Origin of the sequence: Paenibacillus vietnamensis, from assembly GCF_020169515.1 — a bacterium.
In the GTDB taxonomy this organism is placed as follows: domain Bacteria; phylum Bacillota; class Bacilli; order Paenibacillales; family Paenibacillaceae; genus Pristimantibacillus; species Pristimantibacillus vietnamensis.
Map to the genome: position 1 here is coordinate 65,011 of NZ_JAHMHW010000004.1, position 20,938 is coordinate 85,948.

18 protein-coding genes and 2 riboswitches are annotated in these 20,938 nt (G+C 52.4%); of the genes, 8 read left to right on the forward strand and 10 right to left on the reverse strand.

The features are described 5' to 3' along the window. Window positions 1–107 precede the first annotated feature (107 nt). Genes KP806_RS10660 through metA form a run of 3 tightly spaced genes read right to left on the reverse strand, consistent with a single transcriptional unit; the run spans window position 108 to window position 3,391 of the window. Complete coding sequence (locus KP806_RS10660) at window positions 108–1,280, reverse strand: trans-sulfuration enzyme family protein (protein ID WP_224723582.1); 1,173 nt, start codon at window positions 1,278–1,280, stop codon at window positions 108–110. A 5-nt stretch (window positions 1,281–1,285) separates the two neighbouring features. Then, on the reverse strand, window positions 1,286–2,446 hold the full coding sequence (locus tag KP806_RS10665) for an aminotransferase class I/II-fold pyridoxal phosphate-dependent enzyme (RefSeq protein WP_224723583.1): 1,161 nt from the start codon (window positions 2,444–2,446) through the stop codon (window positions 1,286–1,288). Window positions 2,447–2,473: 27 nt separating this feature from the next. Next, window positions 2,474–3,391, reverse strand: coding sequence for a homoserine O-acetyltransferase MetA (gene metA, locus KP806_RS10670; protein ID WP_224723584.1), 918 nt, complete (start codon window positions 3,389–3,391; stop codon window positions 2,474–2,476). A 140-nt stretch (window positions 3,392–3,531) separates the two neighbouring features. Next, window positions 3,532–3,641: riboswitch (SAM riboswitch) on the reverse strand. A 403-nt stretch (window positions 3,642–4,044) separates the two neighbouring features. Here metA and corA point away from each other — a divergent pair. From corA to KP806_RS10695, 5 genes are all read left to right on the forward strand, one after another. Next, complete coding sequence (gene corA / locus KP806_RS10675; RefSeq protein WP_224723585.1) at window positions 4,045–4,980, forward strand: magnesium/cobalt transporter CorA; 936 nt, start codon at window positions 4,045–4,047, stop codon at window positions 4,978–4,980. A 152-nt stretch (window positions 4,981–5,132) separates the two neighbouring features. After that, on the forward strand, window positions 5,133–6,035 hold the full coding sequence (locus KP806_RS10680; RefSeq protein ID WP_224723586.1) for a LysR family transcriptional regulator: 903 nt from the start codon (window positions 5,133–5,135) through the stop codon (window positions 6,033–6,035). Between the two features lie 26 nt (window positions 6,036–6,061). Beyond that, entirely contained in the window at window positions 6,062–6,871 is an 810-nt protein-coding gene (locus KP806_RS10685; RefSeq protein WP_224723587.1) for a histidinol-phosphatase, read from the forward strand. A 153-nt stretch (window positions 6,872–7,024) separates the two neighbouring features. Further along, window positions 7,025–7,870: a DMT family transporter gene (locus tag KP806_RS10690; protein ID WP_224723588.1), complete on the forward strand. Its 846-nt coding sequence runs from the start codon at window positions 7,025–7,027 to the stop codon at window positions 7,868–7,870. Between the two features lie 80 nt (window positions 7,871–7,950). Further along, a complete protein-coding gene (locus KP806_RS10695; RefSeq protein ID WP_318153567.1) occupies window positions 7,951–8,259 on the forward strand; it encodes a winged helix-turn-helix transcriptional regulator in 309 nt (102 codons plus the stop codon). A 358-nt stretch (window positions 8,260–8,617) separates the two neighbouring features. Here KP806_RS10695 and KP806_RS10700 read toward each other — a convergent pair whose 3' ends face one another. From KP806_RS10700 to KP806_RS10715, 4 genes are all read right to left on the reverse strand, one after another. After that, window positions 8,618–9,886, reverse strand: a complete 1,269-nt coding sequence (locus KP806_RS10700) for an endonuclease Q family protein (protein ID WP_224723589.1) — start codon at window positions 9,884–9,886, stop codon at window positions 8,618–8,620. Between the two features lie 185 nt (window positions 9,887–10,071). Beyond that, complete coding sequence (gene sdhB, locus KP806_RS10705) at window positions 10,072–10,836, reverse strand: succinate dehydrogenase iron-sulfur subunit (protein ID WP_224723590.1); 765 nt, start codon at window positions 10,834–10,836, stop codon at window positions 10,072–10,074. 2 nt (window positions 10,837–10,838) lie between these two features. Further along, window positions 10,839–12,596, reverse strand: a complete 1,758-nt coding sequence (gene sdhA / locus KP806_RS10710) for a succinate dehydrogenase flavoprotein subunit (RefSeq protein ID WP_224723591.1) — start codon at window positions 12,594–12,596, stop codon at window positions 10,839–10,841. Between the two features lie 23 nt (window positions 12,597–12,619). Further along, on the reverse strand, window positions 12,620–13,291 hold the full coding sequence (locus KP806_RS10715) for a succinate dehydrogenase cytochrome b558 subunit (RefSeq protein ID WP_224723592.1): 672 nt from the start codon (window positions 13,289–13,291) through the stop codon (window positions 12,620–12,622). Window positions 13,292–13,490: 199 nt separating this feature from the next. On the opposite strand from KP806_RS10715, the gene KP806_RS10720 reads away from it, so the two are divergent. After that, window positions 13,491–14,399 carry a LysR family transcriptional regulator gene (locus tag KP806_RS10720; RefSeq protein ID WP_224723593.1) on the forward strand — a complete coding sequence of 303 codons (909 nt, stop codon included), beginning with the start codon at window positions 13,491–13,493 and terminating at the stop codon, window positions 14,397–14,399. A gap of 61 nt (window positions 14,400–14,460) precedes the next feature. Here the strand turns inward: KP806_RS10720 and KP806_RS10725 are convergent, their stop codons facing one another. Beyond that, window positions 14,461–15,129, reverse strand: coding sequence for a potassium channel family protein (locus KP806_RS10725; RefSeq protein ID WP_224723594.1), 669 nt, complete (start codon window positions 15,127–15,129; stop codon window positions 14,461–14,463). Window positions 15,130–15,141: 12 nt separating this feature from the next. Next, window positions 15,142–16,482 carry a TrkH family potassium uptake protein gene (locus KP806_RS10730; RefSeq protein WP_224723595.1) on the reverse strand — a complete coding sequence of 447 codons (1,341 nt, stop codon included), beginning with the start codon at window positions 16,480–16,482 and terminating at the stop codon, window positions 15,142–15,144. A 93-nt stretch (window positions 16,483–16,575) separates the two neighbouring features. Further along, a riboswitch (cyclic di-AMP (ydaO/yuaA leader) is annotated at window positions 16,576–16,775 on the reverse strand. A gap of 245 nt (window positions 16,776–17,020) precedes the next feature. On the opposite strand from KP806_RS10730, the gene KP806_RS10735 reads away from it, so the two are divergent. Further along, complete coding sequence (locus KP806_RS10735) at window positions 17,021–18,646, forward strand: CPBP family intramembrane glutamic endopeptidase (RefSeq protein ID WP_224723596.1); 1,626 nt, start codon at window positions 17,021–17,023, stop codon at window positions 18,644–18,646. Here the strand turns inward: KP806_RS10735 and uvrC are convergent. Continuing rightward, entirely contained in the window at window positions 18,615–20,507 is a 1,893-nt protein-coding gene (gene uvrC / locus KP806_RS10740; protein ID WP_224723597.1) for an excinuclease ABC subunit UvrC, read from the reverse strand. The genes KP806_RS10735 and uvrC overlap by 32 nt on opposite strands. 205 nt (window positions 20,508–20,712) lie before the next feature. Between uvrC and KP806_RS10745 the strand changes: the two genes are divergently transcribed. Beyond that, window positions 20,713–20,859, forward strand: coding sequence for a YqzM family protein (locus tag KP806_RS10745; protein ID WP_224723598.1), 147 nt, complete (start codon window positions 20,713–20,715; stop codon window positions 20,857–20,859). Window positions 20,860–20,938 lie beyond the last annotated feature (79 nt).

The window sequence follows — 20,938 nt, forward strand, 5'->3', positions numbered from 1 at the left end:
TCGGCGCTGCAAGTCATCCGCCATAAGCTTCCCTCTGTGTCAAAATAACGAAAAAACACGGCATGCCCCTGCGGACAACCCGTGCTTCTTCATGTTATTGCGGCACTTTATGCGCGGAGCGCCTGATCCAGATCGCCGATCAAATCCTCGATATCTTCAAGGCCGACCGAGTAGCGGACCAGTCCGTCGGTGATGCCGCGGGCATGCCGGACTTCCTTCGGCATAGCCGCATGCGACATCATCGCCGGGTAGGAAAGAATGCTCTCGACCGCGCCCAAGCTTACTGCAACTAGCGGCAGCTGCACCTTGCTGAGCAGCGTTTTGGCACGCTCGCCGCTGCCTACGTCGAACGAGACGACGGCGCCGTAGCCGAGCGATTGCTTCTCGTGTACCGCTCGTCCCGGATGACCTTCCAAGCCCGGATAATAAACCGCGCTGACTTCCTTGTGACCCGAAAGCCACTCCGCCAGCCTTCTGGCACTGCGCTCGCTGTGCTCCATTCTTGCTTGGAGTGTCTTCATACCGCGCATAAGCAGCCAGGATTCCTGAGCGCTAAGCACGGTGCCAAGCCCGTTCTGCAGCTGCTTCAGGCGTCTGCCCAAGCTTTCGTCAGCCGTTACGGCCAGCCCTGCCAGCACGTCGCTGTGGCCGCTCAAAAATTTCGTAGCGCTATGGAGCACGATATCGACACCATGCTCGATCGGACGCTGATGGTACGGAGTCATGAACGTGTTATCGAGCATCGTCAGCAACCCGTGCTCCTTCGCCCATGCCGTCGTCTCCGCGATATTCGTAATTTTCAGCGTCGGGTTCGAAGGAGTCTCCATGAACACCGCTTTCGTATTCGGCTTCAATGCGGCTTTTACCGCTTCAAAATCCGTCATATCGACAAAAGTCGACTCGATGCCGAGGCGATCCAAAATCGATGTCAGAAGGCGGTACGTTCCCCCGTAAACATCCTCGGTCACAATGACATGCTCGCCGGCCGACAGCAGCAGAAAAGCGGTAGAAATGGCCGCCATTCCGGAAGCGAACGCAAAACCTCTGGCTCCGCCCTCGAGCAGCGCGATGTAATCCTCAAGCGCCTGCCTGGTCGGGTTGCCCGAGCGGCTGTAATCATATTCCGGCGGGTTGAAAATATCATGATGATGGAACGTCGACGCTTGAAAGATCGGCACGCTGGAGGCGCCGGTATTGTCATCGATTTCGCTTCCGAAATGAAGCAGCTTGGTTGCAAACTTCCGCTCGGAAGGACTGATCTTGTTGTTGTCTTTACCCATGAAGATTACTCCTCCCCGATTTCGTTTTTGGCTGCGGCGAATGCCTGCTCCAAGTCGGCGATCAGATCGTCGGCGTGCTCAATGCCGACCGAGAAGCGCAGCAGCCTGTCGTCTACGCCGATGGCTTGACGGATTTCGAGAGGAATGTCCGCATGTGTTTGTACCGCCGGGTAGGTCATCAGCGATTCCACGCCGCCAAGGCTTTCGGCGAATGCAATCAGCTTGATATGACGCAAAATCGGCTCCACGTAACGGGCGTCCTTCAGACGGAACGAGAAAATGCCGGTGTTGCCGGAGGACTGCCTGTTCTGAATTTCATGACCTGGATGATGCGGAAGCGCCGGGTAATAAACGTCCTCGACCGCCTCATGCTTCATTAAATAATTGGCGATCGCCGTTGCATTGAACTGATGGCGCTCCATACGCAGCGCGAGCGTCTTCATCCCCCTCATCAGAAGCCACGAGTCCTGCGGACCGAGCACCGCGCCGATCGAGTTATGAAGAAACGCCATTTCGGCGGAAAGCTCCTTGCCCTTCGTTACAATTAGACCGGCCAGCACGTCGTTGTGGCCGCCCAAATATTTGGTCGCGCTGTGGATAATAATATCGCAGCCAAGCTCCAGCGGCCGCTGGAAAAATGGCGTCAGCAGCGTATTGTCGACGATCGTCAGCAGGCCCTTCGATTTCGCCCATGAGGCAACCCGTTCCAGATCGGTGATCATCATGAGCGGATTCGTCGGCGTCTCGATCAGCACCGCTTTTGTGTTCGGCGTGTACAAGGAAGCCATCGCATCGATGTCGTTCGTATCCACGTACGATGCGGTAACGCCGAACCTGGACATGATTTTCTCGAGCAGGCGGTAGGTTCCTCCATACAGATCAAGCGATACGATCAAATGGTCGCCTTGGCTGAACAGCGCAAAGATCGTTTGCAGCGCCGCCATGCCTGAACTACAGGCAAAAGCCGCGTCTCCGCCTTCCAGGCCGGCAACCGCTTCTTCCAGCACGGATCTTGTCGGGCTCTTCGTGCGCGCGTAGTCAAATCCCGTGCTCTGTCCGAGCTTAGGATGACGGAATGCCGTCGCCTGGTATACCGGGAAGCTTACCGCACCCGTAACGGGCTCCTTGACCGAACCGATCTGAGCCAACTGACTTTCGATTTTCATATTGAAATTGCACTCCCTCGTTTATTGTTAAATGCCAGCGCCCAAATCAAACGGCGTTTGCTGATAGACGTAATAGTTGAGCCAATTCGAAAACAACAGATTGGCGTGCGCCCGCCAAGTCGAAAGCGGCATTGCTTTCGGATTATCGCCCGGGAAATAGTTCTTCGGAACGCCTATTCGGAGACCTTTCGCCTGATCCCGGTCGTACTCGAATTTGAGCGACGTCGGATCGTATTCCGAATGCCCGGTAACGAAAATTTGGCGTCCGTTCTTCGACGCTACGATGTATACGCCGGAATCCTCAGAGGAGGATAAGATTTCCAAATCCCCGATCGGCTCGATGTCTTCGGCTCGAACCTCCGTATGTCTCGACTGCGGAACATAAAACATTTCGTCAAAGCCCCGCAGCAGGCTCACGTTGCGCTTCTCGACCGTATGAGGGAACACGCCGAACATTTTGCTGTCGAGATTATACTTCGGTACGTTGTAGTGGTGATAAAGACCCGCTTGTGCGGCCCAACAGATATGGAAGGTCGAGGTCACGTGCTTCGTGCTCCAGTCCATGATCTCCTTGAGCTCTTCCCAATAATTAACTTCCTCGAACGGCATATGCTCGACCGGCGCTCCCGTTATAATGAGGCCGTCATAATATTCGTGCGCTATATCGTCGAACGTTTTGTAAAAAGCTTCCAAATGCTCCGCCGGCGTGTTTTTGGACGTATGGGTCTTAGGATGCAGCAGCACCGCCTCGACCTGCAGCGGGGTGTTCCCGATGAGCCGCAGCAGCTGCGTCTCCGTCGTTTCCTTCGTCGGCATCAGGTTCAATATTGCGATCCGCAGCGGCCGGATGTCCTGGTGATATGCGGTGCTTTCGTCCATCACAAAAATGTTCTCGTTGCTTAAAATCTCTTTGGCCGGCAGGTTGTCTGGCACTTTGATCGGCATGTCAATCACTCCCAAAAAGTTTTGTCGCCAAAACTTACGGTTTTGTGGCATAAGCTTGGGCGGGATGACCGCTAGAGCATCAAAAAAGACCCTTTCCGCGTGAGAAAAGGTCGCATGCTCAATTAAGAAGCCATCCGCCTCTCTCATCTCTCAGAAACCGTAAAACGTTTCCGCAAGAATTAGCACCGTGCTCATTACGCCGGTTGCCGGGCTTCATCGGGCTAGTCCCTCCGCCTGCTCTTGATAAGAAAGTAGTCTATTCAATTTTTAGCGGTTATATTTCATTTTTTACTTTAATGCATTCTGTTAATGACGTCAAGAACCCACTTTGCATATGCTGTAGCCTAGGGATATTAAAGCGAGTTTTTATGCTTGTATGTTAAGCTTAAGCGGGAGTATACTAGACAAGAATTATTTCACACTAGCGGATAAAGGGGTGCAAACGGATATGGAAGGCGAAGGGCCGAAGCCTGAAAACAGTCGAATACGGTTACTGCCGGTTGCATCCCGTTCAGCCGGCAGTTTCCTTTAATGCAAGCGTAAACGGCTGTCGCCGTCCTTTGGCGGCTAAAGCTCGCTAACGCGTAGAAATATAAGTCAGTTATAAGCTCAAACTTATACTTTCTTATATTTTAAGAAAGGAGTGACTGCGGATGAAAATCCGTCTTGTTAACAATGGCATTTTTACACCTGTGGAAAATATCGAGCAAACGCTCGTCCCTGCTCCGGCCGGGTTTTATTGGATTGACGCCGATGTCGAGGACCTGACTGTCCTGCAGCCTCTGTTCGGCATGCACGATCTGGCCGTCGAGGACTGCCTCAGCGAAGAGGAGCAGCGGCCGAAGATTGAAATTTATGAAAGCCATTATTTTATCGTCATTAACAGCATCCGGTTTGACGACGAAGAAATCTTTTTGCGGGCGCTGAATATTTTTCTAGGCCGGCATTTCATTATTACGGTGACGAAGCAGAAGATTAACGAACTCCGCTCTTTGAAGCCTTTGCTGTGGGAGCAGGAAGTGAGCCGTCCCGATTATTTCCTTTACCATCTCGTCGACATCGTGGTCGATAATTACTTCCTCGTCGGCGACAGGATCGACAGCCGGATCGAATCGCTCGAAGAGGATATTCTTATGCATACCAAAAAGACGCACCTCAACCAAATTATCGGCTTGCGCGGCGAAATTTTGTGGCTGAGAAAAGTGCTCGGACCGCAGCGCGACGTCATCGCAACTTTGAACAAGAGGGACTTGAAGCTCATTGACGACCAGCTGCAAAAATATTTCAGCGACATTTACGAAAACGCGCTGAAAATCGCAGAATCCTTCGATACGTACCGCGATCTGATGGGCAACTTGCGCGAGGCGTACCAGTCCAGCGTAGCGAACCGCGCCAACGAAATTATGCGCGTCTTCACCGCCATCACAACGATTTTCATGCCGCTGACCTTTATTACCGGCATTTACGGAATGAACTTCGATTTTATCCCGGGGCTGCATTTTAAGGCCGGCTCCTATGTTTTGCTCGGCATTATGCTGCTGCTTGGCATAAGCATGTTCTATATTTTCCGCAAGAAAGAATGGCTGTAAGCTTACCTCAAACGATCTTGAAGGCAGCTACCGCACGGGCAAACGATGCCTCCTGCGTCGCTGCCTTTTTTGCCGGGAGAAATGCTATCCTTTATAATAGATAAGATAAGCGAATTTATTATGGGGCCGCCCATATTGAAAGGGGGATTGACGTGAACATCAGCCAGCTCGAAACGCTCCTAACCATATCCAAGACGATGAGCTTCCGGAAGGCCGGAGAACTGCTGAATCTGACGCAGCCTGCCGTATCGGCGCAAATCAAAAGCTTGGAGGATGAATTCAAGACGCTCCTGATCGATCGCAACCAGCCCGTCACTTTAACGGATCACGGACAAGTATTTCTACAGCATGCTGAGAAAATTTTATTCATCGTCGAGGAATTAAAGCAGAAGCTCTCCGATCTCAATATAACGCCTCAGGGACATATTGTGCTTGGTACGACGGCTTCGATCGCCATTCAAATTTTGCCTCGCGTGCTGTCGTATTTTCAGAACCAGTTCCCATTAATTAAAACTACGATTCATTCGATGCCCTCTTCCCAAGTAATGGCCAGCGTTGAGAACGGCTCCGTCGACATCGGCATTACATACCTGTACGAAAAAAATCCTAACGTAACGGCTTCCGTCCTTTATTACGATACGTTTGAGCTCGTCGTTTCTCCCTCCCACCCTATGAGTAAATGGACTCATACGACAGTGGACAAACTAAAGGACATCCCCATGATCATGCTGGCTCCGGATACGCTCGGCCGAAGATTCGTCGACCAGATATTCCAAAAGTACAATATCCAGCCTAACATCGTGATGGAGGTTTCCAGCAGCGAAGAAGTGAAGCGCATGGTCGAAATCGATCTTGGCGCCGCCGTCGTGTCCAAGCTGTCGATCGCGGGCGAGCTCCGTCTCGGCACGCTCAAGATGATCAAGGTGAACGAGCTTGAAACAAGCCATCCGGTAGGCGTCGTCTACAAATCGGGCCGTTATTTGAACACCGCTATGCAGCAGTTTTTAAGCGACCTGAAGGGAATGCCCGAGCATCAGTTCATAAGCAGTGAATAAGAGATAGAGATAAAGGAGAGATTCCGATGAAATTTGATCTACATACCCACCATGTGAGATGCGGTCATGCAAACGGCACGATCGAGGATTATATTATCGCGGGCATGGAGGCGGGCCTGCAGGTCATCGGCATTTCCGACCACTCCCCTTATTTTTACCACGAGCTGGATCAGCCGTCGCCCGGCATTGCCATGGCCAGAAGCGATTTTGCGAATTACGTGGAAGAGGTTCTCCGCCTGAAAGCGAAGTATGAAGGTAAAATTGAAGTGCTGCTTGGCATGGAATCGGACTTTTTCCCCGAGCATATCGAGAGCTACAGGAAAGCTTATGCCGGCGTGCCGTTCGATTATTTGATCGGCTCCGTGCATCAGGTAAGCGGAGTCAGCATTTTTAACCGCAACCGCTGGAAAAAACTGAACGAAAAGCAGCATGTTGCGGAGAAAAAAAGCTATTACGAGCTGATCCGGCAATCGGCCCAAAGCGGCATGTTCGATATTCTTGGCCATATCGATGCGATGAAGGGATATTACCCTGCTTTCTCCGATATTCCTGCTCACGAGCAAGTGGATGAAACGTTGAAAGCGATAGCGGAAAGCGGCGTATCCATTGAAATAAATACATCGGGCAGCACGAAGGATGTCGGCGGCTGGTACCCGTCGGACGATATCCTGGAGCGCGCACTGCATTTCGGCGTGAACGTCACCTTCGGCTCCGATGCTCACATTCCGAGCCGCGTTGGCGACGAATGGGAGCTCGTGCGAAACAGATTAAAGGAAATCGGCTTTTCTCAGTGGGTGTTCTACCGCCAGCGCAAACAGGTGGCCGTGCCTCTGTAACAACTGTCGGGACAAAAAAAGTGGACCTGCACGCTGCAGGTCCCAATCGATATATTAAAAAAGGGGGTCTTGTTTATTATAATAGCCCGCCAATGTAATGAGACGATAACAGAATGATTTCATTTGTGTAACAAATTTGAGGAGTGGACAGCAATGTGGCTCATTACAGCCATCGGCAGCGCTATTTTGTTCGGACTCGCAGGTTGGTGGATGAAAGTATCGCAAATGCGCGGCGGCTCTTCCAGGATGCTGCTGCTTGGATTATACGCTTCAGGTACGGCCGGCTTCGGCGTGCACGCTCTGCTTGAAGGAACGTTTCACATGCTTGCGGATCCTCGCGTTTGGGCCGCTGGCGCAGCAATCGGCGCGGGCTCCGCCTGGGGCAACGCGCTGTTCATGAAAGCATTGAATTACGGCCCCGCCAGCCTCACCTCCCCCCTGACCAATATGAATATCGTTCTGGTCGTAGCGCTCGCAACTTGGATATATCATGAGCCGTTAAGCGCCTCCGAGGCGGCCGGGATCACTCTCCTGCTGCTTGCCGTCGTATTTGTTGCCCACAAACGAAAGGAACCGCTTACGATTACCGAAAAACGATGGTTCGTGCTTGTAGGGGCGGCAATCGTATTGTTCGCGCTCCGCAACGGGGGCCTGAAGGTGACGGACGAGCTTGGACTGTCCAGCGCGCCGATTTTGTTTATCGCCTATGCGCTTTCGCTGGCATGGTTCTTTCTTCCGGGGCAAAGCAAAGGTACTCGTGCCTCCAGTCGTACCGGATTGCGGCTCGGCATCATTGCGGGCCTTTTCTCATACGGAGGCCTTCAGTTGTACGCAATGGCTCTGGCAACCGGTCAGGCCAATCTCGCCGCACCTATCTTTGCGACAAACAGTCTCGTTGTGGCGGCAGGAGCTATTGCGATATACAAAGAAAGGCTGTCGATTATGCAGTGGACGGCTTTTGTTTTTACAATAGCAGGTTTAATCATTATTCGATTATGATCAGCAGTTGCCAGTGAAATGAACTTACTTTTAGTTTGTACGTGTGCTACAATAGAATAACAAAAAGCGGGGTGATAGGGTTGGATTATTCGACAATGTGCCCAAAGTATGAAGCTGCGGCCGATATTTTAGGAAAAAAGTGGACGGGCAGAATCATTCGGGTGCTGCTTGGCGGGCCGAAACGGTTCAAAGAAATTAAGGAGCAAATTCCCGAAATGAGCGACAAAATGCTGACGGACCGGATGAAAGAGCTCGAGAATATAACGATTATTAAGCGTCAGGTATATCCCGAAATGCCGGTACGGATCGAATACGAACTGACCGCCAAGGGCCGTGAGCTCGAACCGGTTATCGAATCCATCCAAAAATGGGGAGAGCAGTGGATGTAGCTTTGCAATGAAGCATGCTGCCATATACACTTTGCCATTTCAGGTTGAGGGCGAACAAGCTGATTGAACTTGAATAACTGGATTTTGTGTGTATATTATATACGCTTGATTTGAATTCCTTCATATAACAGTAAATGGTGTACCTATTTTGCTCATAATTGGCGGAGCATTGAGTTTCGGCCGATCTAAATACATGAAATACAGTTATTTTAAAGATATGGTGGATTCGAAACGGAATTAAGATCAGAATACAGCTATTTAACAGACGGGTCATCCTTTTGAGACTGACTCGTCGTCTCTAAACTATTTCCACTTAACAAAAAAACCGCGCGAGCGGTTTTTTTGTTAAGTGGATATATTAAGCTTCGGTCAGCTTGCCGTATGTCCCGCCGCTCCCCGCGATGAAATCGACGCGTTGTTCTCTTGCGGCCAGAATGAGCCCTGCAATTTTCTCGCCTGTCACGGCGGATAGCTGCTCATACGTTACACGAAACAAAATTTCCATTTCTGTGCCCACCTCAGTTAGCAGCCGATCGCGCATTTTCGGACCTACACCGGGAAAAAAAGATAGCGGGACCTGTCGCCAGTAAGGTGGCCGCTGCAGCCTGCTTCCGTCAGAGGGCTGCTGCATGATACTGTCAGCAGCTTTGCTCCCCCTATCCGCAAGCTGATCGATTCTTTCCGCAACGCCGCGTACGAGCTTTAGGCTGCCGCAGGCAGGGCAAGCTTTCATCGCCTCGGACTCTGTCTGCAAACCTTCGGGCACCGCCTTATGACAATTAAGGCACCAGGTCGTATGATATTTCCCCAGCCTCGGATGCAGCCCGTAATTTGCGGCGATACCGCGACCCTCTTCCCCGCGCAGTGCCTTGGCGAACTCAGCGAATGACGGCTCCCTGAGCAGCAGCTCGTTGCACTCCCTCGCGATCATGCCGGTCGAATGGGCATCCGAGTTTGTCAGAAACGGATAACGATCCAGCTGCGACAACCGCTCCGCCATTTCCGTATCAGCGCTTAGCCCAAGCTCTACTGCCGCGATACCGCCGGGATCAAGGCGCTCCTCCAAACGGTCCGCCGAGCAGCCCAACAATCCGCGATGCGGTGTGAAAACATGCGCCGGAGCGAGTAATCCGCCCCTTGCGAGAAGCTCATTCTGAAGCTCCCTTGCCGTGCTATGGATTCGCTGCGAGCTAAGCTGGACGTTTTTCATCCGCGGCTTCATCCATTCCGTCCAGCTCTGCATGGCTTGCAGATTCGGCAAATAGCCGAGCAAATGAAACGGTCCGCCTCCCGGCTCGCGGATTTCCATTTCCGCCCCCAGCAGGATAACCGTATCACGGTATCGGATGCCGCCGCCCTCCGCCTCTTCCATTTCCCCTGCATCAAGCAGCTTCATAATGTCGTCCTGAACGGCCGGAGAATGGCAGTCGATGACGCCGATGAGGCGTACCCCTTTACGGATTGACGCCTCATGCGCGATGGACCGGAACGTCAGTCCCCGGCTTGCGCTGATCTTAACTGGCAGGCCGCTGGCGCTGCTTCCGATATGCACGTGCAAATCTGCGAAAATAGATTGCAAAGGCAGCGCGGACGCTGAGCCGCCTGCTTCCGTTTGCTGATTCAACATGCTGGCGCCTCCCCCTTGTTGACATTGACAATCATTTTTTGATCGTTTATCATTGATAATAATTATCAATATCAAATAAACCAGTCAATTTAATAGAAGCAAAGGACTGCCGCATCGCAGTCGTTCGCGATGCCGGCAGTCCTTGCGTCAACCCGGCAAGCAATGCCGGTACGATATTTGGGCTTCTATACGCCAAGCCATTTTTTGAACAGATGTTTTGTCGTATCCTTATTGATCGCAGCGATCGAGGTTGTAAGCGGAATACCTTTCGGACATGCGCGCACGCAGTTTTGCGAGTTGCCGCAGCCTTCGATGCCTCCGTCGGTCATCAGCGCATCCAGACGCTCTTCCTTGTTCATCTCTCCCGTCGGATGGGCATTGAACAGGCGCACTTGAGAAATCGCCGCCGGACCGATGAAGCTGTTCCTGTCGTTGACATTCGGGCAAGCTTCCAGGCAGACGCCGCAGGTCATGCACTTCGAAAGCTCGTAAGCCCATTGACGCTTCGTCTCCGCCATTCTCGGACCGGGTCCCAGGTCATATGTGCCGTCGATCGGAATCCATGCTTTCACACGCTTCAGCGCACCGAACATGCGCTCGCGGTTAATGACCAGGTCGCGAACGACCGGGAAGGTGCTCATCGGCTCAAGACGGATCGGCTGCTCCAGCTTATCGATAAGCGCGCTGCATGCTTGGCGGGGCTTGCCGTTAATGACCATGGAGCATGCGCCGCACACTTCCTCAAGGCAGTTGGAATCCCAGCATACAGGAGCCGTGCTGGAGCCGTCCGCTTTTTTCGGATTACGCTGAATTTCCATCAAGCCGCTGATAACGTTCATGTTGGCACGGTATGGAATTTCAAACTCTTCCGTATAAGGTTTCGAATCAGGCGTATCTTGACGCGTGATAATAAATTTGACCGTTTTGGTAGCGACATTAGATTGGGCCATCGTTATTCTCCTTTCTTCTTATCGCTGGAGTAGTCGCGTTTACGAGGCTTGATCAGGCTGACGTCGATATCCTCGTAAGAAATTTGCGGCCCTTCCTTCGTCCATTTCGCGATAGTCGATTTCATGAATTGATCGTCGTCGCGATCAGGGAATTCCGGCTTATAGTGAGCGCCGCGGCTTTCGTTCCTCATAAGAGCGCCCAGCGTCATCGCTTCGGAAAGCTCAAGCATGTTCCACAATTGGCGGGTGAATGCCACACCGGCATTGTTCCAGCCTGCGGAATCGTTAATGTTAATTTTTGCATAACGCTGCTTCAGCTCTTTAATTTTGTTGATGGTCGCTTCCAGCTTGTCGTTGAAGCGTACAACCGTCATATTGTTCGTCATCCATTCGCCTAGCTCTTTATGGATAACGTACGCATTTTCGTTGCCGTTCATTTTGAGAATGCTGTTATATTTGTCGGTGTGACGCTTCGTATCCCGATCGAACACGGAGGACGAAATGTCTTCAGCCGATTTCTTCAAGCCTTTAATATATTCGACAGCCTTCGGTCCGGCCACCATTCCGCCGTAAATGGCCGAAAGCAGCGAGTTTGCGCCCAGACGGTTCGCACCGTGATACTGGTATTCGCATTCGCCTGCCGCGAACAGACCCGGAATGTTCGTCATCTGATTGTAGTCAACCCACATGCCGCCCATCGAATAGTGAACCGCAGGGAAAATTTTCATCGGGATTTTACGCGGGTCGTCGCCCATAAATTTCTCGTAAATCTCGATAATGCCGCCGAGCTTAACGTCAAGCTCCTTCGGATCCTTATGCGACAGGTCCAGGTAAACCATATTCTCGCCGTTAATACCGAGCTTCTGGTCGACGCAGACGCTGAAAATTTCACGCGTTGCGATATCGCGCGGAACCAGGTTGCCGTAAGCCGGATATTTCTCTTCAAGGAAGTACCAAGGCTTGCCGTCCTTGTAAGTCCAGATCCGTCCGCCTTCGCCGCGCGCGGATTCGGACATCAAGCGCAGCTTGTCGTCGCCCGGAATCGCCGTCGGGTGGATTTGGATGAACTCGCCGTTCGCATAGTTAACGCCCTGTTGGTACACCGCGCTTGCAGCCGTTCCGGTGTTGATAACGGAGTTCGTCGTTTTACCGAAAATAATGCCGGGACCGCCCGATGCCAAAATTACCGCATCTGCGCGAACCGTATGCACTTCCATCGAACGAAGATCCTGTGCGGATACGCCGCGGCATACGCCGTCGTCGTCAATTACGGAGCCCAGGAACTCCCAGTGCTCGAATTTGTTGACCAGGCCGGCAGCTTCCCAGCGGCGAACTTGCTCGTCCAGCGCGTACAGCAGTTGCTGTCCGGTCGTAGCGCCCGCGAATGCCGTACGGGAATGCTTCGTGCCGCCGAAACGGCGGAAGTCGAGCAAGCCTTCGGAAGTACGGCTGAACATGACGCCCATCCGGTCCATCAAGTGAATAATGCCAGGCGCGGCGTCGCACATTGCTTTTACCGGCGGCTGATTTGCGAGAAAGTCCCCGCCGTATACGGTATCGTCGAAATGCTCCCAAGGGGAGTCGCCTTCGCCCTTCGTGTTAACGGCGCCGTTAATGCCGCCCTGTGCGCACACGGAGTGAGACCGCTTTACCGGCACGAGGGAAAACAGATCAACGTGTACGCCCGCTTCCGCCGCTTTGATGGTCGCCATCAAGCCGGCAAGGCCGCCGCCAACGATAATGATTTTATTTTTAGCCATAACGCTTCGCTCCTTGTCTGAAACTAACCGATATTCGCAAATGCCAGCGCGGCATTTGCTGCTTCCTTGAATTCATCGCCGTTGAAAGCGACAAGCGAAAGAATGAACAGTGCGGAAACCAGCACAAAAATGCACATGCAAATATAAGAAGAAATACGCTGAGCCCGCGGGTTAACCGTGATGCCCCAGCTGATCAGGAACGCCCAAAGGCCGTTGCTGAAATGGAAGACTGCGGCAAGCACGCCGATCACGTAAAGAACGAAGTAGGCCGGGCTGCTTGCGATCAGATGCATCGTCGAGCCAAGCTCCTCATGCGTAATGTTGCCGAGGTAGACCTGGATCCTCGTTTGGTATACGTGCCAGAACACGAATACGAAGGTGATAACCCCCGTAACGCGCTGTGCGGTGAACGCCCAGTTGCGGCCGTATTTGAAGCGTCCCGTATTCGAGTTCGATTGGTATGCGACATACAAGCCGTAAATGCCATGGAACAATAACGGGAGGTAAATGCCGAAAATCTCGAGCAGCGGCAGCACCGGCAAGCTGTTAATGAAATGCACGCCCTTGCTGAAGCCCTCCGGCCCGCGTTCAAACGCCTGATAGTTGGTCAAACCGTGAACGACGATAAAGCCGCCTAGCGGAATGATCCCGAGCAGCGAGTGAAGCTTGCGCGAGAAATACGAATTTCCTTTCATGTCCTTCCTTCTCCTTTCAAAACTGTAAGTGCTCTCTTTTGTGAACAAATCATTCTACATTGTAACCCCAGCATGTTCCTCCGTCAACAAATCTCGACACACATTAGTCACACTTCCCATCCTACTCCTTTTAAGCTTATAATGGAATTGCTTATTTTTTATAATTTCTTATAACTTATCGACATAAGGAGCATCTTCCATGAATGAAGAGATGCATGTTTTTACGGTGATCGTGGAACAATCGAGCATGAACAAGGCATCCGCCTTGCTCAATCTGTCCCAGCCGGCCCTTTCGCGAAAAATAGCGAAGCTTGAGCAGGAGATCGGGGCGCCGCTGTTCCGGAGAATCGGCAAAAGACTGGAGCTGACCCGGATCGGCCAGCTGACGTACGAATACGCGTTGGAGCTCCGCCGGCTGCACCGCAAATATTTGCAGACAGTTTCGGAGTTTACGTCCACCGGGCACTCTACGCTCACCATTGGCGCCAGCTTGACGACGCTTCAGACGACGCTGCCGGACCTGATCCGCACGCTTACCGCGGCGCATCCGGAAATCGATATTAAAGCGATTACCGGCAAGACGCACGAAATCGTATCGCTCGTCCGCGACCATAAAGCCGATATCGGCATCGTGGCCTCAAGCATCGAAGATTCGACGCTCCGCTGCATCCCTTTGTTCGAGGACCATCTTTCGCTTGTGATGCCCCGAAATCAGATCATCACGGACAAGGGGAGCCTGAGCATTCAAGACTTGACCGGCATGCCGATGATTCTGTTCTCCAAAGGCACCTGGTACAGGCTGCTTACGGACGAGCTGTTCGACAAATACCATCTGCAGCCCGACGTCCGGATGGAAATCGATTCATTCGAAGCGATTCTCCGGCTGCTGCACACATGCCGGGCGGGAACGCTTCTGCCCCATTCCTATATGCGCCACCAGCTGCTCGAAGACAATGAACTGCTTGTCGTTCCGATCAGAGAGCTGGAGGAGACGAAGCGCACCACGTCGCTCATCCATGCCGATTCCGCCGCTTTAAGCCCGTCCGTGCGGCTGTGGATCAACGAGCTGGCCGCGCGCTTTGCCAAACAAAAGGACAGCACCTTCTAAAATAAGGCCGCTGTCCTTCATCATTTCCATTCTAGCGCTTCAAAATCCATATACCGGCCGCTTACTTGATAACCGTCGCTTCGAAATCCTCGATCTGATCGTTTGTCCCGATCACGACCATCACATCGCGCTCGGAGAGCACGTCATCGGCCGTAGGCGCAATAATAATGCCGCCCGGCTTATTGATAGCCACGATGCTGCAGCCGAACCTCGCTCTCGGATTCAGGTCGTGCAGCGATTTTCCGTTCAGGCACTTCGGAACGGCAAGCTCCGCGATCGTATAATCCTTTGACAGCTCGATATAATCAAGCAAATTGGGAGATACCAGCTGATGCGCCACCCGGATGCCCATATCCCGCTCCGGGTAAACGACGCGGTCTACGCCGATTTTCTCCAGCACACGCCCGTGAAGCTCGCTCATCGCTTTCGCCACCACTTTCTTGACCCCCAAATCCTTGAGCAGAATCGTTGTCAGAATGCTGGCCTGAATATCGTCTCCGATTGCGATGACGCCGCAATCAAAATTTCGCACGCCCAGTGAACGCAGCGTTTCTTCATCCGTGCTGTCGGCCGACACGGCGAACGTGAGCACGCCGCTCATCTCCTGAACGGCTTCCTCGTCCTTGTCGATGCCAAGCACCTCGTTGCCGAGCGCGATGAGCTCCCTTCCGAGGCTGGAGCCAAACCGGCCCAAGCCGACGATAACAAACTGGTTTTTCTTCGTCCCCACTTGCCTTATCCCCTATCCAATCGTAATTTTGCCTTCCGGATACCGGAACAGCTCTTTATCGGCGCCAGGTCCGAGGGCGTATGCCAGCGTCAGCAAACCTAGCCGTCCCACAAACATGGTTAATGCTATAATGATTTTTCCGCCCTCCGACAATTCCGGCGTTACGCCTAACGAAAGCCCGACGGTTCCAAACGCCGATGTCGCTTCGAACAGCAGCTTGATGAAGCTTTGGTCCTCCAGCATCGACAGCAGCATCGTAACGGAAATAACCAGCGCCATTGCGAATAGCGTAATCGTCAGCGCCTTAAAAATCCGGTCCTTACCCAGCCGGTAGCGGAACAGCACAATATCCTCGCGCCCCCTGACCATCGCGATTACGGAGCCGACCAGAACGGCAAACGTCGTTGTTTTGATGCCGCCGCCGGTCGATCCGGGCGATGCGCCGATAAACATCAGCAGAATGATAAAAAACTGAGTAGCCTGACGAAGCACCGTCAAATCCAGCGAATTGTAGCCGGCCGTTCGCGGCATGACGCTCTGAAAGAGAGAGGCCAACAGCTTGCCGCCCCAATCAAGCGCTCCAAGCGTCAAATGATTCGTAAATTCGAATACGAATACGACCAGAAAGCCGACCGCAATGAGCGCCCCCGTCATGCTGAGCACCACCTTACTGTGCAGAGACAGCTTGCGGTTTTTGCGGAGCTCAAGCAGATCGGACATCACGACAAAACCAAGACCGCCAAGCACAACAAGCAGAATTGCGGTTATGTTCACAACGGGATCGGACACGTACAGCGTCAGGCTGCGGTAATCTCCGAATATGTCAAAGCCGGCATTATTAAACGAGGATATGGAATGGAAAATACCATAATACACAGCCTTGCCGAGCGGCATATCGGCTGCAAAGCGCCCGGCCAGCAGCGCGGCTCCCGCGAGCTCGATCGTTAAGGAATAAAAGATTACTTTGCGGATCAGTCTGACGATGCCTTCCATGCTGGACTGATTCATCGCCTCTTGCAGAATGAGCCGTTCGCGCAGAGAGATTTTTTTCCGGAGCACCAGAGCGACGAGAGTCGCCATCGTCATAAAGCCGAGGCCCCCGAGCTGAATTAAAGCGAGCAGAATAATTTGACCCCAAATAGAGAAATATGTCCCTGTATCGACCACGACGAGACCGGTCACGCACGTTGCCGAGGTTGCAGTAAATAGAGCATCAAGAAACGGCAGTCTTTCGCCGCTCGCGCTTGCAAATGGCATCGACAGCAGAAAAGCTCCAATGAATATGATGATTGCAAAGCCGCTCACCAAAATCCTGGGTGGAGACCATTTCCATACTTTTACGTTAATTTTCATCAATCAGCCTTCTTTTTGCTATGTCTTCGGTCCGCGGAGCTGCATGCGGGCATAAAAAAAAGCACTGGAAACGTAAGGCGCTCAGTGCTGTGAGTCCTGTTCCAATAACGCCTACGAGGTTAGCTGACGGATTCGGGCCTGGACAGGCGGCCCTATTTAGCAAGAAAGACGGTCGTCTCCGCTAAAATTCACCCCATGCCGCCTAATGCTCCGTGCTGATAACAGCTTGCCGGATCGTTAGGACAGCTTTATGGTTCCCCCGTTTTCCATAGGAAATTCGGCTGTATGATTCAGTTTGCATGACGATAACGATTATAATCCCAATTACGCCTATATATAAAGCTTGCAAGATGGACGAAACGGGCGATTTTAGAGCAAAATAGGGCAATGGTCCGAAGAAGTATGCTCCATGCTTGTCCGGCGTCTTTATTTCGCTCGTTTTTGAATGAAATCTTATATTATCATTGGATAAATCAGGGATTAATATGATAAGGTAATGGGGAAAGAAGTCCAACATTCAGACTGCAGAGGTGAACCGATGAATGAATTTATAAGACCTTACGAATGGAAACGTTTTTTCTGGGCGGCGCTTGCCTGCCTGATCATTTATTTAGGCATTGAGGTCATGCCTATGTTTACTTCCGCTGAGTCGGACGAATATTATGGCGCCGTTATTGACAAATCGGAGGCGGAGAGCAAGGCTGCCGCATTTGCCGAAGAGCTGACCGGGCAACAGGTCCGGAATGCAAAAGCCGTCCATCAAAGCGATAAGGTGTTGAACGGCTACCTTTCGAAGGAAGATCTTATTTCTACTTACGGCGAGCAGTATGACGCCCGGTTCCCTTCCGACACGTTCCAGGTCGATTTGGAGCTTCAGCAGTCCGGGAGCGGTTACGTCTACGTACATATGCAAAGCGGAGAGGTCGTCAATTGGAACTTCAAAGTTGATGGCGGGCAGCTGTCCGATACGGACAAAACCGCGGCAATCCGCGATTTTATGGTTAAGCAATCGTTCCGCGCAGAGGAAATTAGCGGAGGCAAGCTGAACGAGAGCGGGGAATGGCAAGCAGAGCCGGCCGGATTCAGCATCAAGGATGCGAAGCTGGGAGTGACGGTACAAGCCGAATCGCTGAACGGCAAAACGGTTATTACGAAATATAAAGCCGCCTTCGCTGCACCATCCGGCTATATCCGCTACGTTGAAGGTCAGGACAAAATCGCCGGCTTTCTTACCGGTTTCGGATATTTATTCATGAGCTTCGTCCTGTTCGTCTTAGCCGTTGTGTATGCGATCCTGTATCGTAAATTTACTTCGTTTAAATACGGCATTATTTTGACCGTCGTCTTTCTGATTACATATATCATTATGAACCTGAACGTGTTGGACGGCATAAGGGCCTCCCTGGGGGAAACCGGCGGTTCAGATGAAACCGTTCTGATTACGGCTGTGTTTACGGTATTCATGACCGTTCCGATGGCTGCCTCCGTCTATATTTCAATGGTTGCGGGCGACGGCTTATGGAAAGCTCAAGGGCGCCGCCTGTGGCCCCGCTTCGGCGATCAGGGCTATGGAAAGTACGTTTGGCGCAGCGTGGGGCTGTCCTATTTGTTTGCGGTCATTTTATTCGCCCTGCAATCGGTCATCTTCATTGGCCTCGAATTCACGATTGGTACGTGGAGCACAACCGACGTCACGCAGTCACCTTATAATATGGCGTTCCTCTGGCTGATGCCGGTGCTTGCCTGGGCGGCGGCCATTTCGGAGGAGGCGGTGTTCCGCTTTTTCGGAATCGGTTTGTTCCGCAAATGGTTTAAAAACACGTTTGCAGCTGCGCTGCTGCCTACTCTGTTCTGGGCGCTCGGGCATGTGATGTATCCGTTCTACCCGTCCTCCACCAGGCTGATCGAGCTTATGATCGTCGGTCTTGTATTCAGCTTTATCTTTGTCAGGTACGGCTTTATTACGTCGATGTTCACACATGCCATCTTCAACAGCGCTGCGGTGGGCATGTCGCTGCTGGCGGTCGGTTCGGCCCCTAACATCGTTTCCGCGGTATTTTTCACCGTACTGCCGGTGCCGATCGCCTATATGATCCAATATCTGAGCAGTAAAAAAGAGAAGAGACCGCCCGTCAGGACGACTCCTCCCTTAATGCCGCAATAATTTGCGATGCCAGCTTTTCTCCTATAGATAGAGGCCGGAAGTCTTCGACTGAGGCCTCTTTAATTTTTTTGACGGAGCCAAAATGCTTGAGCAGCAGCTTGCGCCGCTTCTCGCCGATGCCGGGAATCGAATCCAGCTTCGATTCGACCATCGATTTGGCGCGCTGCTCGCGGTGGAACGTGATCGCGAAGCGGTGCACCTCCTCCTGTATGCGCTGGAGCAAATAAAACTCCTGGCTGTCCCGGGGCAGCGGTACGATTTCCGCCGGGTCGCCGGTCATCAGCTGAGCGGTTTTATGTTTCGCATCCTTGACGAGACCGCAGACGGGAACGTATAAGCCGAGCTCGTTCTCCAGCACGTCAATCGCAGCCGAGATTTGCCCTTTGCCTCCGTCGACGACGATCAGATCAGGCGGCGTTAATTCTTCCTTCAGGACGCGCTCATAACGCCTGCGGATCACTTCGCGCATCGTCTCATAGTCGTCCGGACCTTGCACGGTTTTCACCTTGTATTTGCGGTATTCCTTGCGGTCCGGCTTGCCGTCCGTGAAGACGACCATGGCGGATACCGGGTTGGTCCCTTGAATATTTGAATTGTCAAATGCCTCGATTCTGCGCACCTGCGGCAGTCCGAGCCAGTCGGCCAGCGATTCCGATGCCCGCACGCTGCGCTCCTCATCGCGCTCGATCAGCCTGAACTTCTCGTCCAGCATCACCTTGGCGTTGTTCGCCGCCATCGACACGACCTCGCTTTTGCGGCCGCGCTGCGGCATGAGCACCTTGACCTTCAGCCAGCTGTGCAGCGATGCGATCACCTCGTCGGCCCGCCCGGCACCCTGCTCTTCCGCTTGCTTATCCTGCCCTTCTTCCGGTTCCGATTCGGGCGGCAGCGGCAGCAAAATTTGCTTCGGCAGCGCCGGGTTGTCGCTGTAATACTGCGTCACAAAAGTCATAAAATCGTCGTAGGCTTCCCCGTAATAAGGAAAGGTCGTTCCGTGCCTCTCGATCAGCTTCCCTTGGCGCATATACAGGATTTGCACGCACATCCAGCCTTTATCGACGGCATAGCCGAAAATATCGCGGTCCAGCGCATCGGACATCGTAATTTTCTGCTTCTCCATCACCTCGTCGATCGCAACCAGCTGATCGCGGAACTCCTTCGCCCGCTCGAACTCGAGATTTTCGGCTGCTTCCTCCATTTTGCGCTGCAGCTCCGCCTTCACGACATCCTGCCCCCCGTTCAGGAAGCGGGTAATTTCCTGGATCATCCTGTCGTACTCGGACTGCTCCACATCGTATTCGCACGGTGCGACGCATTGGCCGAGATGATAATAAAGACATACTTTATCCGGAAGCGTCTTGCATTTGCGCAGCGGATATAACCGGTCGAGCAGCTTCTTCGTCTGCTGGGCGGCGAATGCGTTCGGATACGGGCCAAAATACCTGCCTTTGTCTTTTACGATACGCCTGGTAATTTCCAGCTTGGGATGCTTCTCGTTTGTAATTTTAATATAAGGAAAGCTTTTGTCGTCCTTCAGCAGCACGTTGTATCTCGGATGATGCTGCTTGATCAGGTTGCACTCCAAAATGAGCGCCTCCATGTTGCTCGAAGTAACGATAAACTCAAAATCGCGGATTTCCGAAACGAGCCGCTGCGTCTTTCCGTTGTGGCTTCCGTTGAAATAGGAGCGGACCCGATTTTTGAGCACCTTGGCCTTGCCGACATAAATAATGACGCCGTCGCCGTTTTTCATTAAATAGCAGCCCGGCTGATCCGGCAGCAAGGCGAGCTTGTTTCTGATCGTTTCCCTGGCTTCCGCAAGCTTCAGCTCAGCTTGCTTCTCCGTATGCTGTTCTGTCATCCTCTCGCCTCCGGCTTCCATAACCTATGTACACATTTTAGCACAGTCACGGGCCATTTTGTTTTAGAATTGTCACCGGTACTGGCTTTACAATTGTTCGGGAGTTTGGGTATACTATTATAAGCTGATTAAACCGATACTACATATTGACGATCTGTACAGGTTGTCGCTTGAGCTTCGGTCTTTTTCAAGGAGGACGTCAACCATGGAGAACGTAAGAGATCCGCGCGAGCATATCAATGAAGAGCCTCGCCACGACTTGATGGATGTCATGTTCGGCTTCGGCGGCATGCTCGGTTTTATGACCGTCATTTTCGCCATCGCCGTTATCGTGAAATTCGTCATTTCGTAAGGAAAAGGAGCAGCGTGCTGCTCTTTTTTTATTTCCCCCAAAAAAAGACTCCGTTCAACCGGCTTAACACCGGCGGACG